This is a genomic window from Paenibacillus sp. FSL H8-0168 (assembly GCF_038592955.1).
GTDB lineage: Bacteria > Bacillota > Bacilli > Paenibacillales > Paenibacillaceae > Paenibacillus > Paenibacillus polymyxa_B.
In genome coordinates this window covers 2071179-2087192 of the sequence record NZ_CP151948.1, presented here as the reverse complement: position 1 = coordinate 2087192, position 16014 = coordinate 2071179, and the positions used below count along the sequence as shown (strand labels likewise).

Here is a 16014-nt window from a genome sequence, read left to right as displayed (position 1 = left end):
TAGGTTAGAGTAACATGGAAAGCAAAATTAAATCGTATTTAAGTTTATTTATATCAAAAAAACTAGAAATAAATCTTAAATGCGATTTGTTTATGAAGTAATCCCTAATTTGGAGTTCAATTCGCTCCCCTCTTGGTTTAGTAAAAAAAATTTACAAAAAAGAAGTTTACTTCTTTTTGATTTTATTTTAACATAAATCAAAGTAAATATATAAGCGCTTACATTACAATTTTTATAGATAAGGATGGTCTATAGCTATGATTTATATTAAGGACTTAATGTCAGGGTTAGATATTTTTAAAGCACTGGGTTCAGAAATCCGCATTCAAATTCTCGAGTTACTTGCTTACCAGGGACAAAGTATGAATGACATTGCCAACAAACTTAATTTGAGTAACGGTACCATTACAATGCATATTCGAAAATTGGAAGAATGCGGTCTTGTGGAGATCAATACGGTGAGCGGCAAGCACGGTACCCGAAAAATGTGTTATTTGAACAAGGATAAGCTGATGGTAGATTTGCGCAGCAGAGAACAAAAAAATGTGTATGAGGTTGAGATTCGCGTAGGTCATTATAGTAACTATCAAGCGTCCCCCACTTGTGGATTGGTGACCCGAGACAGCATTATCGGCGATTTTGATGATCCACGCTATTTTGCAGATCCCGGGCGGCTGGAGTCGGAAATGATCTGGATGGCCGAAGGCTTTTTGGAATACCGCATCCCCAACTATCTGAAAGCGAATCAATCCTTTAAAGAAATTCAATTCTCCGCAGAACTAGGCTCAGAAGCACCCTGCTATTGTGAGGAATATCCCTCCGACATTTGTTTTCACATTAACGGTATCCCTATTGGGCACTGGACCAGCGCCGGAGATTTTGGAGAAGTGCCGGGGGTTCTCAATCCAGATTGGTGGCCACCGCATTTAAATCAATATGGTATGCTCAAATTAATTCGCATCAATCAGCAAGGCAGCTTCATTGACGGGTGCCGCATTTCCGAAGTCACAATAGACGATATTAACCTTAACTATAAAAGCGACATTACACTCCGCTTATCCGTAACCGATCAATCGGAAAACAAAGGTGGGCTCACTATTTTCGGCAAAAGATTTGGGAATTTCAGTCAGGATCTGCTTGTGCGTGTGCTTTATGATGTGCACGGGGAGGACAACGCCAACTCCTGACACGCCACATGTAAAAATAGGCCGAAGCCTGTATTCATTGAATACATGTCCTCGGCCTAAATATCCTGATCCTCACTTAAAGAGATATAGATCAATAAATAAAAAATGACTGCTATCCCAAACACCAACCAGCAAAAGGACAGTAAATGAAGCCTTGGTACTGCATGTACTCCCCATCTCCAAATATCCGTAAGGAGCACCAGTGGCTGCAATAATATGTCCCAGCTATTCCAGCGAGCAAATCTGCCTATATATACGCCTATACTGGCCAGCCACAACAACACAAAAACTACAGCCCATGCGAGCCCACCTGAACAAATCCTCCTCAGCATATGGTGGATCACCAATACACAAAGGGATGTAAGAAAAAGGCCAAGCCCTGCTGCTGAAAAAGACGTAAATAAGATTAACCAAAATTGTGTGTTCAACCAAAAACGTGTATCAGGATTCACATCGTAAAAACGAAAAGCATGAAGTAACTCAGTCACCAAATAAAGAGCATTCGGCAGAAAAAACAACCATACAATTGAGGAGAAAAATAAAAGAATACTTCTCACTTTTGTACTTCGCAGTCGGGATAAAGCCATCATTCCCAGAGTGATAAAGACCGGAACCCAGGCCAGGAATATATCCCAATACAGAAATTGATACATCCTCGTTCCACTTGTGGACTGTAAATACATGATGAGTCCGAAACAGCCCAACGTAGCTACAAGCAGCACTCCCAACAAACTGGGCAGCTTGTAACCCTTTCTTCTTAACAGCAAGTTTCCATCTACCTCCTGCCTGATCATGCGTATATACGTCTTTTTAAGCCCTACTTTATAGCGCTTTCATATTTAGAGAGGGCCTTTGTCTATTTACTCCACGTTTCGTATGTCCTCGGATACATGGGTTGTTATCGTCAAGGCATCAAAGGTAACAGCACAGCCCTCCCCCACCGGAGATTGAGCAACAACTCCGACTTTGAGCTGGTTAGGAACATTCATACCAAAATATCTCGCCAGCTTCCAATGCTGACCGTCTGATGAATAATGAAATGCAAAGCAATTTCCAGCTCGTGCCACTCGTAAATACGGATTGGACACGTCCATCGCCCCAGAGACACAATCATCGGATGTATCCCGAGTGACCACACTAAGAATAGATGGAGTGCTTTCAAAATATTCAAAACACAGCTTAGCCCAGTGGGTATCATCCGCCATCATCATCAAGCATCCTGAATCATAAGGCTGCTTCATATCAACACGAACCCTCGTCCATATTGTAAAATCACCTTGAAGCGTTGTATGCAAAAAGGGTGCGGACGATTTTACCGCTGCGCCAGACGGATCCCTAAAGAAATCTGCCTGTGAAGGTGCAGAAATTTGCAAAGACTTGGAATCATCGAATCTCCATTCAGCCGGCTCATTGATCCAACTCCAATCCGCCGGCATTACTTTACCGCTAAAGCGTTCAAATACGTTCATATGGACACCATTCCTCTCTGGCAATATAGTCATATAACACATTGAAATCTGGGGCACAATCCCCTTGATACCACTATATACGTTATTTTCCAGTCGTCAATAATGATGATCTGTCTTTAATGTTTATAAAAAAAAGACTTGCTATCCTGAAATGTTGTGCTTATAATTACACCTAACTTGATACAGTAACAAATTTCAATGACGAGAACGAGTAAGCTATACAGCGGATTTGCAGAGAGTTGGGGCAGGTGAAAGCCAACATTCCGAGGGTAGCCGAACGCCATCTCTGAGAAGCGGGCTGAACCTGAAGTAAGCTCTGCCGCCTTTCCAGCGTTAACCGGAACACGTATTGATGGATACGTGAACAGAGTGTCATTTCGTATGGAATGAAACTAGGGTGGTAACACGGGTATAAACTCGTCCCTTTACAGGGGCGGGTTTTTTTGTTTTTCAAAAAGGAGGAAATCATCATGACAAATGTATCGACAGCAGTATCTATAACCGATTTTTTGACTCCAGCTGTACGGGAAATGCCACCTTCAGGCATCCGTAAGTTTTTTGAATATAGTACAGGCAGAAAAGATATTGTATCGCTTGGTGTCGGTGAACCTGACTTTGTAACCCCTCAACATGTCAGAAAGGCCTGTATCACAGCACTGGAAAATGGTAAAACATCATACACACCGAATGCTGGACTTCCTGAGCTTCGTGAGGAGATTGCCGGGTATCTGGAGAGCAGCTTTAGCACATCCTACAACCCGACAGATGAAATCATGGTTACCATTGGGAGCAGTGAAGCACTGGATTTGGCACTACGCGCTCTGATCACCGCACACGATGAAATACTCATTCCGGCTCCATGTTATATTTCGTATTCGCCCATCACATTTCTGAACGGAGGACATACCGTAACGGTTGAAACCTCTGCGGATCAGCAGTTCAAGCTAACAGCTGAGGCACTCCAAGCCAAGCTGACTCCACGATCCAAAGTGCTTATTCTCTGTTATCCGAATAATCCGACGGGTGGGGTGATGACCTATGAGGATTGGTTGCCGATTGCCCGCCTGGTTGAGGAGCATAATCTTGTCGTTATATCAGACGAAATATATGCTGAACTGACCTATGGACAGAAGCATGTAAGCTTCGCTTCTCTGCCGGGAATGAAAGAGCGTACCCTGCTCATCAGCGGCTTTTCCAAAGCATTTGCGATGACAGGCTGGAGGGTCGGCTATGTGTGTGGCCCAAGAGAGTTGATTTCAGCTATGCTGAAGATTCATCAATATACCGCCATGTGCGCTCCTATTATTGGGCAAATTGCCGCTATTGAATCCCTGCGTAACGGGCTGGAGGAAAAAGATCGTATGATGGAATCTTACAATCTGCGTAGAAAATGGTTCGTTGAAGGCCTATGTCAGACAGGACTGCCATGTCACGAACCAAATGGTGCCTTCTATGCTTTTCCCTCCATTATGCACACAGGGTTAAGCTCAGAGCAGTTTGCCAAGCGGTTGCTGGAAGAAGAAGGAGTCATTACTGTACCCGGTTCCGCATTTGGCCCAGGCGGCGAGGGCTTTATCCGCTGCTCATATGCGTCATCGCGAGAACAGTTGGAAATGGCTTTGGAACGCATTAGCGCATTCTTGAAACGTCTATAAATGCGATTTTTCCTATCATAAAATGAATATGAACACTGGATAAACACTACCGTAGCAGCTTCTGAATAAGCTTTTTCTGGTGTGCTGGCAAGCCTTCTGGCCATTCCCCTACACGGCAATAACAAATGTTGGAGATTTCGGCGCTTGGTCGGAAAGCACCCGGGAGTCCGGACATCCTAATCTTTAGGATGTCCGGTATTCAGAACGTTTTGCACAAAATCAGTCTTGGCCTCCGTGTACGCTTCACGATCATGCTGATTTTCCATCGCCAGCCGCCTTTTTAATACATCATATTGCTGAATCAGCTCAGGCTGTTCACGAAGTCGGTTCCGAAACAACAGCTGCCGATCCCAATGCTCATCAGATTTCAGTATGAGATGCAGATGTCCCTTTCTTTGATCCTGTTCCACTTTAACCAAAAATCTTCTCCATTCCCGACCGTCCAATTCAGGCGGAACATAGTTCCAGCCTGCTGGTTGTAAAGCAGACACGATCTGTTCCAGTTGATCCCATGATTCTAATTTTGCCATTATGTCAATAATGGGCTTAGCGGAAAGATTGGGAATTGCCGTGCTTCCTATATGTTCGATTTCCGTCACCTTAAACGGCAGTAATAACTCCCGCAACTGGTAAATGATCTTTAAGCCCTGCTCTGACCAGGCAGGATCAGGATTCACTATTTTTACAGGCTCCGTAGCCCACACTGGCCAATGTTCCTGGTTTTGCTCCTCATGCATTCATGATCCCCCCCTAATTTCTACTCATGTATTCTTTTATTCAACTGTATCTTTTTTAATATCCTTAACACCATCTTGTAACTTACGGGTGTATAACTGAGCATTTTCCGCATCAAAACAAACAAAAATAATCTCATTCAAAACCGCATGTTCACGTACAAAACGTGTCACTTCCTGTATAGCAATATCCGCCGCCTTTTCTTTCGGGAAACGGTAGATGCCTGTGCTGATATTCGGAAAGGCAATGCTTCGTGCATTCAGTTTTAAAGCTAATTGGAGTGCATTATGGTAGCATTTCGCCAATAGCTCCTCTTCCCGATGGTCGCCACCATTCCACACAGGGCCGACGGTATGAATAACATTCACGTTTATCTAAGTTCAATTTGGGTATTCATTAATCCTCCTCCTCTCGTAAAAAATCATCTTAGATAACACCCATTATTAATATCAAAGGTCGCTCCCGTATAATGCCTGGATCTTTTCGATAGCAGAAACAGGACAGTATAAGCAACATCTTCTGCTTTTAAAGGCTCAGGAATTAGCTGATGATTTGTATATTCCTCCTTTCTCCAATCAGGAATATGATCCATCATTGGAGTACTTACCATCGTTGGTGCCACAGCATTAACTCTTATATAAGGTGAAAAATTCATGGCACAGCTTTTAGTAAAGCCCAATATTGCAGCTTTTGATAATCCATAGATCGCATCTGAGCTTCCTTCCATTCCAGAAACAGAAGACATATTTACGATAATTCCCTGATGCTTCTTCTCAATCATGAACTTTCCAAAAAATTGCGAGAAATATACACATCCCTTAATATTTATGTCCAGCACCTTCTCTATTTCTTCCATACCATAGTCGAGTATATTCTTTCCTCTATAAACACCTGCATTATTGACTAAAGCTGTTATGTCCGGGTGTTCTCCCTTAATGTATGTAAAAAAATCAGTTACTTCCGTATAGTTACTTATATCTATCAGATAGGTGTACAAACTTGGTGAATTCAGTTCAGCCTCAAGTTCGTTTAAAGAACGTTTATTCATATCACACGCAATAACACTTGCGCCTTCCTTTAGACATTGCTGAGTAATTTCCTTTCCAATGCCGGAAGCAGCTCCTGTTATAATAACTTTCATTTTATTAAGCAATGAAGAAACCCCTCTCTCGTTCGGTATATAGTTTTACTCAAAATACCTCTCTCAAGTACTATCAGCTATATGAAAGAAACTTACTTCAGTAACATAAGTGCAGTCGCAACCGAATGATCCACAAAAGAACGCTCTGGGCGCGACTTCATCATCACGGTAATCCCAATTAACAAAGAGACCATCGTATGGGCCAGAGCTCGTGCGTCCATGCTAGCCTCCAGCTCTCCTGATCTTATACCACGCTCGAGGGTTTCCTGAAAGACGGCAGAAAGATACATCTGATGTTCTCTGGTTAAAATCTCAAATTTCTCATCATGAGGGGCTAATTCTACCATCGTATTAATACAAAAGCATCCTCTATTAGGCCCATCCTCGTACTCTTCTGCCACGACTCCTCCAAAAAAATTGTAAAACGCTTCTTTTACAGAAGAATTGCTTTGTAGTCTAGAGCGTACATAAGCAGCGTGGGATTGCGTATATTTGCGCAGCGCAGCTTCGAATAATTGCTTCTTGTCTCCAAAGGCAGCGTAAATGCTAGGGCGCTGAATTCCCATTTTGGAGGTTAAATCACTTAAAGATGTAGCCTCGAATCCCTTTTCCCAAAAAATTCGCATCGCTGCATCCAACGCTTGATCTTCATCAAATTCCCGTGGTCGAACCATAAGCAGCTCCTTCTTTTCATATCGTTCGTTATATTAAGATTGTATGATCACGATAAGAAACTGTCAAATATGTACATGATGAACTCTTGACATTTCATATATACACGAGTTATATTGACCTAAAATCATTACATACCAATCGGTATATTATACTCAACGGTATGTAAATTACAGAAAGCGACGTGGTATGTGAAAATGAAGACGTCAGAAGAAAAAGCGGTACTCCTCCCTCATCAAACGGTAGCAAATGCTGCCGAAACAGCCCCCATTCCCTCCCTGTCCCGATCTGTGGCACTCTTGTTTGCCATAGCCTGCGGGCTGGCTGTCGCTAATATTTACTATGCACAGCCATTGCTGGATGCGCTGGCAAACGAATTTGGCATTACGCACTCATCGGTAGGCATGGTCATTACTATCACGCAAATTTGTTATGCGTTGGGATTATTGCTGCTCGTCCCGCTTGGCGATCTTTTGAACCGACGGCGACTGATTACAGGGCAAATGCTGCTATCCGTGCTGGCACTAATCGTGGTTATCTTTGCTCCTACCCGTACAATACTGCTTATGGGAATGGCAATGGTTGGTCTGCTGGCTGTAGTCACTCAAACACTCGTGGCTTTCGCCTCTAGCTTGGCTAATCCAACTGAACGTGGGCGTATCGTAGGTCTGGTGACCAGTGGAGTCGTTATCGGCATTCTGCTGGCACGAACCGTGGCCGGTGTATTAACTGATCTGGCAGGCTGGCGTTCAGTTTACCTTGTTTCTGCTATACTTACGCTGTTTATGGCTGGAGCTCTGTTGCGGGTGTTGCCAAAGAACGAACCCACAAGTGCGACACTTTCCTATCCGCAACTGCTCCGATCGGTTATCGTACTATTCTTGCAAGAACGAATTCTGCGTATTCGTGCTGTCCTTGCATTGCTCATTTTTACGGCGTTCAGCATATTGTGGACTTCGCTTGTGTTACCTCTCAGTGCACCCCCATTGTCTCTTTCACATACTGCTATCGGGGCCTTTGGTCTGGCTGGAGTCGCCGGGGCATTAGCAGCAGCACGAGCAGGGCGTCTTGCCGATCAGGGCTTGGGACAACGGACGACGGGTATCGCACTAGTTGTGTTGCTGCTGTCCTGGTTACCTATCCGCTACACCGAGCATTCTCTGTTCGCTTTAGTTCTTGGCGTCATTCTTTTGGACTTGGCGGTACAGGCTGTACATGTCACCAACCAAAGCTTGATTTTCAATGTGCGCCCTGAGGCACGGAGCCGACTTACTGCAGGCTACATGATATTTTATTCCATTGGTAGCGCCACCGGGGCCATTGCTTCCACTCATATGTACATCTATGCCGGATGGAACGGGGTGTGTCTATTAGGAGCTGGTGTCAGTGCTCTGGCTCTCATCTTTTGGGCTTTAACTCGACGTTCAACTTGAAGGGGAGACTACTATTGATTGAATCAGAAAAACCGCCGGGTCCACGACAATGACCGGCGGTTCTCTTCTGTCACAACAAAATCATCACTTGATTGCAATATAAATCAAAACAGGTCCATCAGGACTGCCATACACTTCAAAATCACCTGTGTATGTCCGCTCCCCTTGTCCCGTGGCAGCCCACTCCCAGATCGTCTGCCATACACGGAAGACAGAAGAGGGTTCCTGAGTTGCCTGAAAAATGGCGTAGCGTGCAGCCGGGATGACAAGTTCTTCAAGGTCATCAGGAGTTTGGAAATCTACGGCCGCTTCCTTCCCGATAAAAAACGTATACTCGCCCAAAGCTCCGTTTTCATAGTCAGTATAGCAACCATAGACAGAAGCATGTCCTGCTTTTTCCTTTATCCGACCAGGCACATCCTCACTCCAAAAACGTTCCCACATGTTTGGAATGATCCCGTGAGATGTTTGTTCATTCTGATTACTTGTACGTGCTTTCAGTCCAATCAAACGGATATCACCTCGATATTCCTTTCGAATGGGTCCATCCAGTGTAAGCCCCGTATCCTCTGAGGACCGCCATCGTTTTAAATACGGCAGGTAATTGCGCAGCATCGAAGTCGCTTCTTCTTCCTGCATCCCCTCCTCTACCAGGATAGGCACACACTGCTGAATCATTCCCTCCATAGTCAAGTCAGGCTGTACAAATTCGCCTTCCTTGTAACAATACTTGCAATACTCATCCGTTTTTTGATGTTGTGCATCCGTTCCATATTGGTCCTCATGCTCTAGCGGCATCCCGCAACTTTGACAAGCTTTATCCATCCTCGTAAATCCCCTTTCGCTAACTGATATCAGGTATGCCACCAGTATAACGAAACAAACCTGACAACTATGGGTCAGGTTTGTTTTACTTTAACTAAGATTTCCTTTATGATTCCTGAACTTCTTCATAATTAGACGCAATACGCAGCGCCATCTTATGAATCTTGTCACGCAAATGGGCTGGTTCTTTGACAACCACATCCGGTCCCAGGCTTAAAATAAATCCGTACGCCCATGCATCCTCAGGAAACGGGACCGAAACCGTATAGATCCCTTCCTCCTGCTCGGTCAATGCTTCTACGCCAAACCAGTCCTCCGCCAGATGCCTTGAGTCACGGTTAAATTGTAGCGTAAATGGTTGTACGGCTCTGGATACCTCCATCCGCCCCTCATTCCACGGCAACACTTCATAAGAAAGATCCCTGCGAGCAAAAACTGTCTCTGTAACCACAGGGTCACTCATGCGCGAGAGTTTGAATAGACGAAACTGCTCCCTATCGGGACAATATGCATATACAAACCATTGTTGTCCTTTCAGAACGAGCGTATGCGGTTCAACATTCCGTTCCGTTATGGCTCCCCCCGCATTTCGATAGGTAAAGGCGACAGTGCGCGCTTGGCTCATTGCTTCTTTTACCTTTATCAATTTGCCTTCCTGCGCAGCCCGATTTCCCCATCCCGAATGATCGACGATAAACTGTGTGGTATGGACACTAAATTGTTCTTTCCCAGATTCCGGTATAATACTTTCAAATTTATGAAGTAACCGCGACACATTCGGGCCGCCCAACGACGAGGACAAACTCTGCAAACCCATCACGATATCCTTTATATCATGATCCGTCAGCATACTGCGATCCAGGCGGTATCCTTCCATCAGACCGATTCCCCCATTGGCTCCCTGATAAGTGACCACCGGAATACCTGCCATACTAATCGCTTCAATATCTCTATAGATCGTCCGGATCGAAACCTCATATAAATCAGCCAGTTCCTTCGCTTGTATTCTATTTTTCTTTAGCAGCAAAATGACGATAGAAAGCAATCGGTCAATTTTCATTTTTTCAAAACCTTTCATCATTAATAAAAATAAACCATGAACTCCTCATCATATCCCTGACCGTGATATTCCAAAGCATTCTTTTCTATACCATAGGTTTCAAATCCCAACTTCCTATACAGCTCAACAGCAGCTTGATTGGTAGTCACCACACTCAGGTTGATTTGCTTCAAACCTTCCACTTTTCTACCTTGGGTGATAACTTCCAATAAAAGTTTTTTAGCGATCCCCTGGCCTCGATAGGTCGATGGTACATAAACTCCCCAAATTGCTCCCTTATGCTGCGTCTTTATTTTCTGCTCTCTTCTAAACCCGGTCATGCCAACCAGCTGATGATCCTTTGTAAATGCACCAAGTATGTAATGATCTCGTTTATTTTGTATCTGCTTCACCACATCAGATAGCGGAACTAGTACGGCTTCCTCATAGGAGGTTCCAAAAGCCTCGGGGTTCATTTGTAGGGCTTCCAGTCTCAAATTCCAATAAGCCTCAGCATCTGCTGGTTGTATGTTCCTGATTAAAACCATGGCTTCCCGTCCCTCCGAATGTTTTCCTTCATCTTACTCTATCTCTTATCTAAAATGAATCTGTTATTCTTCGATTAAAATAACCTCAGGTGCTCTATCCAGCCGGATAGAATGCCTGAGGTTTCAATAACTCCTTACAAATTATGACTCGTAGCGCTTCAGCACAATGACCGCATTATGACCACCGAAGCCGAAAGAATTAGATAGCCCAATATTTAGTGGAGCCTTGCGCGCTTCGTGAGGCACATAATCCAGATCGCAAACCGGGTCCGGATTGTCCAGATGCATCGTTGGTGGAATGATGCCCTCCCGTAGGCTTTGCACAAGCGCAATCGCTTCGACCCCGCCCGCAGCTCCCAGCATATGACCCAGCATGGACTTATTCGCAGTAACCGGAATCTGATAGGCATAATCACCAAACAGCTTATGGATTGCAAGGGTCTCAGCGGCATCCCCGACAGACGTACTCGTTGCGTGGGCGCTAATCACATCCACTTCTTCAGGGGAGATGCGGGCCGAATGAAGGGCTGCTTTCATAGCCAAGTAAGCTCCGGTTCCTTCGGGATGCGGTGCAACCATGTGATAAGCATCCGAACTGGCTCCATAACCGATGACCTCACCATAGATTTCCGCACCACGGCGGATAGCGTGTTCCAGTGACTCCAGTACTAGAATACCTGCACCTTCGCTCATGACAAAGCCGTCTCGATCCTGATCAAAAGGTCGACTTGCTATAGAAGGCTCCTCGTTACGTGTGGACAAGGCAGTCGCATTAGCAAAGCTTGCCAAGGCCAATCTAGTCACCGCCGCTTCAGTTCCACCAGCAAAAATGACATCCGCATCTCCTGTGCGAATCGTCCGAAACGCCTCTCCAATTGCTGTATTCCCAATAGAGCAAGCCGTCACGGGTGAAAGCGTAGGTCCCATCGCTCCAAACGCGATACTAATTTGAGCAGCTGCCATATTCGAAATCATCATGGGTACCAGCGTCGGGCTAACTCTACCCGGTCCACGATGTAGCAGAACATCTACATTGTTCACCAACGTATCCAAACCGCCGACTCCCGATCCCACATAGACACCTACACGCTCCAAATCGGTGTGATCCAGTTCCAGACCGGAATCCTTAAGCGCTCGTTCTGCCGCATATAATGCAAACTGAGTAAACCGATCCATTCGTCTAGCATCTTTACGTCCCCATTGCTTTTCTGCATCAAAATCCTGTACCAGTCCAGCAATTTGTGCTTTCAAATCGGACACATCGAATGTATCAATTTTACGTATACCTGAATTGCCTTCCAGCAAATTCTTCCACAACGTGTCCACTTCATTACCTAGTGGGGAAACGACACCCATACCTGTTATCACTACTCTTTGCATAAGCTATTCATTCCTCCTGCTCGGTGACTTACTTATAATCCTCATTTTACCCTTGTCTTATCCTATTACAAGTGTTTGTTTATCCTGGTATAATGAACACTACTATAGTAAACGCCTTATTTGCTCACTTCGGATATACCCATTGAATGGAGAGAAAATACCTATGAAAACGGAAGCACGTCTGGAAGCACTATCTGTTTTTCTAAAAACAAAAAGGGCCCGCCTACACCCACATATGGTCGGTCTCCCCCAAGGATCACGTCGCAGAACACCAGGCTTGCGCAGAGAAGAAGTCGCTCAGCTGGCAGGTGTCAGTACGACCTGGTATACCTGGCTGGAGCAAGGACGAGATATTAAGGTGTCCGCCTCTGTGTTGGATGCTATTGCTGCCGCATTGCAGTTGAACACAGACGAGCGCAAATATTTGTATGATTTGGCGATCGAGGCCGGGTCTCACAGCCTTCCTGTTCCTGCAGAGCAGGCCGTCATTTCCCCCTCTCTGCAAAAGATCGTACAAGAGCTACACTACTGCCCTGCTATTATTTCAGATCGGCGTTGTCATATTGTCGGTTGGAACGCCGCTGCTGCTCATGTTTTTATGGATTTTGCCGAGCTACCACATGAGCAGCGCAATATGATTGAACTGCTATTCACCAAAAAGGAGTTTAAAAGTCTAGCCGTGAATTGGGAACACTTTGTAAAGGGGTTCCTTGCAATTTTCCGCGCTTATTACGGACAATACGTAACAGACCCCTGGTATGCACAATTTATACAAAATATGAGTCAGACCTACCCAGAGTTTAACGAGCTTTGGAATCAGAGTGAAGTAAGCTCCGCGCCGGAGGTGCTCATTGAATTTCGTCATGCCAAGGCTGGCAAAATGCTATTTGACCTGACTTCTCTTCAGGTACAAGGCAGTGTTGATCTCCGTTGCAGCATCTACACCCCTAATGCGCAGACCTCTACGGAAAGTAAACTCCAAAAGTTAATGGAAGGCAGCTAAAGGATTTCATCCCTCCTGTTATGAAGATATCTTTTTCCGTCCATACTACATCTACGATCTGTGCTAAATAGATGCCACATATGTGACAGAACCAAGAGTTTCAACTGTGCTACTACCAGGAGGGAGGGAAATCATCATGAAAGCCAAATCGACAAGTTCCCCGCACATACCCAATCAAGCGCCACTGCCTGTTCCGGTGCAATTTGATCGAAGCTGGCAGGATGAGCTGGACCAGCGGCTACGCAAAGGTGGCCCTTGGGGAGATTGGAATCTGTATCAGCTGGCCATTGAGGCTGAAAAAGTCAAACTGGTGCCAAGCTTTGATGAGCTTCAATGTCTACAGCATTTGCAAGACCTCACTCCACTACCCCATCAGCTGGATACCGCTCGAAAGGTACTGTTTCAAATGTCCGGACGTGCCATTCTTGCCGATGAAGTCGGCCTAGGCAAAACAATCGAAGCTGGAATGATCCTAAAGGAATATCTGGTTCGCGGGCTGGCTTCCAAAGTGCTTATTCTTGTACCCGCATCTCTGGTTCTACAATGGGTGCGTGAGCTGAACAGCAAATTCGGTATTCCCGCTGTCGCCCAGAAAAAAGCGTATTCTTGGTCTTCCGAGGTCGTCGTGGCCTCTATGGATACCGCCAAGCGGGAGCCCCATAGTAACATCCTACTAGATACCGATTATGACCTGCTCATTATAGACGAGGCTCATAAGCTGAAAAATAAAAAGACATCCAACTACCAGTTCATTATGAAGCTGCGTAAAAAATATTGTTTGCTTCTGACAGCAACACCTGTACAAAACGATCTGTCTGAGCTGTTTAACCTGATTACACTGCTCAAGCCCGGTCAATTGGGGAGACATGGCGATTTTTCAGCCAACTTTGTTGTAGATAAACGTCTGCCCAAAAATGAAGATCAGCTCAAGGATGAGCTATCTAAAGTCATGATCCGCAATCGTCGCGGAGAAGGCCCGGTTCAATTCACCAAACGAAATGTTTCCAATATTCACTTGGAACTTTCGCCGGAAGAGCAAGCACTGTACGATGGGGTGACCTCTTTTGTCAAAGAGCAATACCAGGCGAATGGCGGAAATCTAAGTAGCATGCTGTCTCTCGTCACCCTTCAACGGGAAGTCTGCAGCAGCCGGGACGCTGTGTTCGTGACGCTGGTCAATTTGTCTAAAAAGATGGCCCCAGACTCTCCCCTACGCGATCGTGTCTGGGATTTGGTTGCACATATTAAAGCGATCAAGGCCAATTCCAAAGCAGAAAAAGCGCTCGAGCTTATCCGTCAGATGAACGAAAAAGTGATCATTTTTACAGAATACCGGGCCACACAGGAGTATTTGCTGAACTATTTCCGTGACCGTGGCCTATCTGCTGTTCCTTATCGAGGCGGTATGAACCGTGGACGCAAGGATTGGATGATGGATCTGTTCCGTGGGCGCATTCAGGTCATGATTGCCACCGAAGCGGGTGGTGAAGGCATTAACCTGCAATTTTGTCACCATATGATTAACTTCGATTTACCGTGGAATCCCATGCGTGTGGAGCAGCGGATCGGACGGGTGCATCGGCTTGGACAGACGCATGATGTTAATATTTTCAACTTGTCCACAACCGGAACGATAGAGGAGCATATCCTGCATCTGCTGCATGAAAAGATAAATATGTTTGAGATGGTCATTGGCGGATTGGACGTTATTCTTGAGAAGTTTGAGAAAAAAGAATCCATTGAAAAAAGTCTGTATAAGATCATGCTTGAATCCAGTAGCGATGATGAAATTCGCAAAAAAATGCAAAAGCTGGGCCACTCGCTGGATTCCATCAAGCAGGAAATAGAACAACTGCGCACAGACCAGCCAAACACCGAGGATTTATTAGGCCTAGCAGACAACACGGTTCCACCGGGCAAAGCTCGACGCAGTGTGAAGGGAGGTCGCTAGTTTGACCATGGATGCCCAGCAAGTCCAGCGTTTTGTCCACACCTATCTGGAAGCTACCGGATGCAGTGTCATTGAGAGGTCGCCCCACCATGTAACCGTCAAGCTTTCTCCAGAAGCGGATAAAGCCTTAACAAACCGGCCCTACTATTGGGGATACGTAGAGCGTACTGGCGTTCCAGCGCAGACGATGTCCTTCACTTTCATCTTTGATGGGGAAGCCTATCGCACAGAACAGGAACGTTTAGCAGATCATACGCCCCCAACTCCAGCATCAGGCAACGCAGCACAAGATCAGGTCATGGGGCGTTACTTCGGTCATGTACCGACATTACCACAATTGGGACCTGGACGTATTCTGCAGGAGGAGCTTCGATATGGAAGCCGTCGGCTACATCAAATTTTTGAAGCCGCACGAGATGGAGGAAAATATGTTTATTTGTTTGAGCAGCCTGATGCCCGTCAGCTGTCTGCCCGCTCTCCCGTAGTCTATGAAGCTTGGCTCAGCATCTGCTATAAGATTGAATTCGCCTGCGATTTGAAGCGTGAAGAACTTCAGTGGCTAGGTATTTCGCTCAAAAGCGGCACCATTGTAACCGATTTTGGCGCCATGCTCGAAACTCGACAGCTCAGCCCGCTGCTGGCGGGTAATATGCATGTGCAGCCTGCCGAGTTATCTGTCCCTGAAGCTTCTAGCTCGCTTGAAAGCTACCTCACCGAACAGCTCCGTCAGCAAGATTATGATTGGGCTGAGCAGGCGAAGGAACGATTGCGCGAGGAATTGGAGGTTATTGACCACTACTATGATGATCTAATCAAGGAGCAGAAAGAGGAAGAGGATAAAAAAGAAGCCATATCAGAGCAGCATCAAGCCCGCCGTAAAGAGATGGTATGGCAATATGAGCCCAAGGTACTCGTATCCGCCATTAACTGCGGGATATTTCATCTGCGGTAACCGATATCTCTTGCTCCTTCGCAG

16 protein-coding genes and 1 other annotated feature are annotated in these 16014 nt (G+C 45.6%); of the genes, 6 read left to right on the top strand and 10 right to left on the bottom strand.

The window, feature by feature from the left end:
• Positions 1 to 257: 257 nt before the first annotated feature.
• The gene (locus MHI21_RS09870; RefSeq protein ID WP_061828569.1) at positions 258 to 1187 is read left to right on the top strand and encodes an ArsR family transcriptional regulator; all 930 of its coding nucleotides are present in this window, start codon (positions 258 to 260) and stop codon (positions 1185 to 1187) included.
• Between the two features lie 56 nt (positions 1188 to 1243).
• Here MHI21_RS09870 and MHI21_RS09865 read toward each other — a convergent pair whose 3' ends face one another.
• Positions 1244 to 1954 carry a DUF1361 domain-containing protein gene (locus MHI21_RS09865; RefSeq protein ID WP_069291650.1) on the bottom strand — a complete coding sequence of 237 codons (711 nt, stop codon included), beginning with the start codon at positions 1952 to 1954 and terminating at the stop codon, positions 1244 to 1246.
• 93 nt (positions 1955 to 2047) lie between these two features.
• Positions 2048 to 2656 carry a DUF1349 domain-containing protein gene (locus tag MHI21_RS09860; protein WP_342419926.1) on the bottom strand — a complete coding sequence of 203 codons (609 nt, stop codon included), beginning with the start codon at positions 2654 to 2656 and terminating at the stop codon, positions 2048 to 2050.
• 189 nt (positions 2657 to 2845) lie between these two features.
• Positions 2846 to 3084, top strand: a binding site (T-box leader).
• A gap of 42 nt (positions 3085 to 3126) precedes the next feature.
• On the opposite strand from MHI21_RS09860, the gene MHI21_RS09855 reads away from it, so the two are divergent.
• Positions 3127 to 4311: an aminotransferase class I/II-fold pyridoxal phosphate-dependent enzyme gene (locus MHI21_RS09855; RefSeq protein WP_061828572.1), complete on the top strand. Its 1185-nt coding sequence runs from the start codon at positions 3127 to 3129 to the stop codon at positions 4309 to 4311.
• A 176-nt stretch (positions 4312 to 4487) separates the two neighbouring features.
• On the opposite strand, the gene MHI21_RS09850 is transcribed toward MHI21_RS09855, so the two are convergent.
• From MHI21_RS09850 to MHI21_RS09835, 4 genes are all read right to left on the bottom strand, one after another.
• The gene (locus tag MHI21_RS09850; RefSeq protein WP_254325893.1) at positions 4488 to 5048 is read right to left on the bottom strand and encodes a GrpB family protein; all 561 of its coding nucleotides are present in this window, start codon (positions 5046 to 5048) and stop codon (positions 4488 to 4490) included.
• Positions 5049 to 5084: 36 nt separating this feature from the next.
• Complete coding sequence (locus MHI21_RS09845) at positions 5085 to 5414, bottom strand: macro domain-containing protein (protein WP_342419925.1); 330 nt, start codon at positions 5412 to 5414, stop codon at positions 5085 to 5087.
• A 53-nt stretch (positions 5415 to 5467) separates the two neighbouring features.
• A complete protein-coding gene (locus MHI21_RS09840) occupies positions 5468 to 6199 on the bottom strand; it encodes an SDR family oxidoreductase (RefSeq protein WP_342419924.1) in 732 nt (243 codons plus the stop codon).
• Positions 6200 to 6279: 80 nt separating this feature from the next.
• Positions 6280 to 6861, bottom strand: coding sequence for a TetR/AcrR family transcriptional regulator (locus MHI21_RS09835; RefSeq protein WP_069291646.1), 582 nt, complete (start codon positions 6859 to 6861; stop codon positions 6280 to 6282).
• Positions 6862 to 7056: 195 nt separating this feature from the next.
• Here MHI21_RS09835 and MHI21_RS09830 point away from each other — a divergent pair, with 195 nt between their 5' ends.
• On the top strand, positions 7057 to 8292 hold the full coding sequence (locus MHI21_RS09830) for an MFS transporter (RefSeq protein WP_342419923.1): 1236 nt from the start codon (positions 7057 to 7059) through the stop codon (positions 8290 to 8292).
• 84 nt (positions 8293 to 8376) lie between these two features.
• Here MHI21_RS09830 and MHI21_RS09825 read toward each other — a convergent pair whose 3' ends face one another.
• The 4 genes from MHI21_RS09825 to fabF all read right to left on the bottom strand — a co-directional run bounded on the left by MHI21_RS09825 (position 8377) and on the right by fabF (position 12084).
• A complete protein-coding gene (locus MHI21_RS09825) occupies positions 8377 to 9117 on the bottom strand; it encodes a zinc ribbon domain-containing protein (protein ID WP_342419922.1) in 741 nt (246 codons plus the stop codon).
• A 106-nt stretch (positions 9118 to 9223) separates the two neighbouring features.
• Complete coding sequence (locus tag MHI21_RS09820; RefSeq protein WP_061828692.1) at positions 9224 to 10177, bottom strand: YafY family protein; 954 nt, start codon at positions 10175 to 10177, stop codon at positions 9224 to 9226.
• Positions 10178 to 10197: 20 nt separating this feature from the next.
• Positions 10198 to 10704 carry a GNAT family N-acetyltransferase gene (locus MHI21_RS09815; RefSeq protein ID WP_342419921.1) on the bottom strand — a complete coding sequence of 169 codons (507 nt, stop codon included), beginning with the start codon at positions 10702 to 10704 and terminating at the stop codon, positions 10198 to 10200.
• Between the two features lie 141 nt (positions 10705 to 10845).
• Entirely contained in the window at positions 10846 to 12084 is a 1239-nt protein-coding gene (gene fabF, locus MHI21_RS09810; protein WP_341161777.1) for a beta-ketoacyl-ACP synthase II, read from the bottom strand.
• A gap of 163 nt (positions 12085 to 12247) precedes the next feature.
• On the opposite strand from fabF, the gene MHI21_RS09805 reads away from it, so the two are divergent.
• From MHI21_RS09805 to MHI21_RS09795, 3 genes are all read left to right on the top strand, one after another.
• A complete protein-coding gene (locus MHI21_RS09805) occupies positions 12248 to 13087 on the top strand; it encodes a helix-turn-helix transcriptional regulator (protein WP_103047982.1) in 840 nt (279 codons plus the stop codon).
• A gap of 136 nt (positions 13088 to 13223) precedes the next feature.
• On the top strand, positions 13224 to 15038 hold the full coding sequence (locus MHI21_RS09800; protein ID WP_342419920.1) for an SNF2-related protein: 1815 nt from the start codon (positions 13224 to 13226) through the stop codon (positions 15036 to 15038).
• Position 15039: 1 nt separating this feature from the next.
• A complete protein-coding gene (locus MHI21_RS09795; RefSeq protein ID WP_328802330.1) occupies positions 15040 to 15990 on the top strand; it encodes a YqhG family protein in 951 nt (316 codons plus the stop codon).
• The last annotated feature ends 24 nt before the right edge of the window (positions 15991 to 16014 follow it).

What these genes read in the sequence shown, in the direction of transcription:
- MHI21_RS09870 (WP_061828569.1), top strand. Translation starts at nt 258, where the DNA reads ATGATTTATATTAAGGACTTAATGTCAGGGTTAGATATTTTTAAAGCA.
- MHI21_RS09860 (WP_342419926.1), bottom strand. Translation starts at nt 2,656, where the DNA reads ATGAACGTATTTGAACGCTTTAGCGGTAAAGTAATGCCGGCGGATTGG.
- MHI21_RS09855 (WP_061828572.1), top strand. Translation starts at nt 3,127, where the DNA reads ATGACAAATGTATCGACAGCAGTATCTATAACCGATTTTTTGACTCCA.
- MHI21_RS09850 (WP_254325893.1), bottom strand. Translation starts at nt 5,048, where the DNA reads ATGCATGAGGAGCAAAACCAGGAACATTGGCCAGTGTGGGCTACGGAG.
- MHI21_RS09835 (WP_069291646.1), bottom strand. Translation starts at nt 6,861, where the DNA reads ATGGTTCGACCACGGGAATTTGATGAAGATCAAGCGTTGGATGCAGCG.
- MHI21_RS09830 (WP_342419923.1), top strand. Translation starts at nt 7,057, where the DNA reads ATGAAGACGTCAGAAGAAAAAGCGGTACTCCTCCCTCATCAAACGGTA.
- MHI21_RS09825 (WP_342419922.1), bottom strand. Translation starts at nt 9,117, where the DNA reads ATGGATAAAGCTTGTCAAAGTTGCGGGATGCCGCTAGAGCATGAGGAC.
- MHI21_RS09820 (WP_061828692.1), bottom strand. Translation starts at nt 10,177, where the DNA reads ATGAAAATTGACCGATTGCTTTCTATCGTCATTTTGCTGCTAAAGAAA.
- MHI21_RS09815 (WP_342419921.1), bottom strand. Translation starts at nt 10,704, where the DNA reads ATGGTTTTAATCAGGAACATACAACCAGCAGATGCTGAGGCTTATTGG.
- fabF (WP_341161777.1), bottom strand. Translation starts at nt 12,084, where the DNA reads ATGCAAAGAGTAGTGATAACAGGTATGGGTGTCGTTTCCCCACTAGGT.
- MHI21_RS09805 (WP_103047982.1), top strand. Translation starts at nt 12,248, where the DNA reads ATGAAAACGGAAGCACGTCTGGAAGCACTATCTGTTTTTCTAAAAACA.
- MHI21_RS09800 (WP_342419920.1), top strand. Translation starts at nt 13,224, where the DNA reads ATGAAAGCCAAATCGACAAGTTCCCCGCACATACCCAATCAAGCGCCA.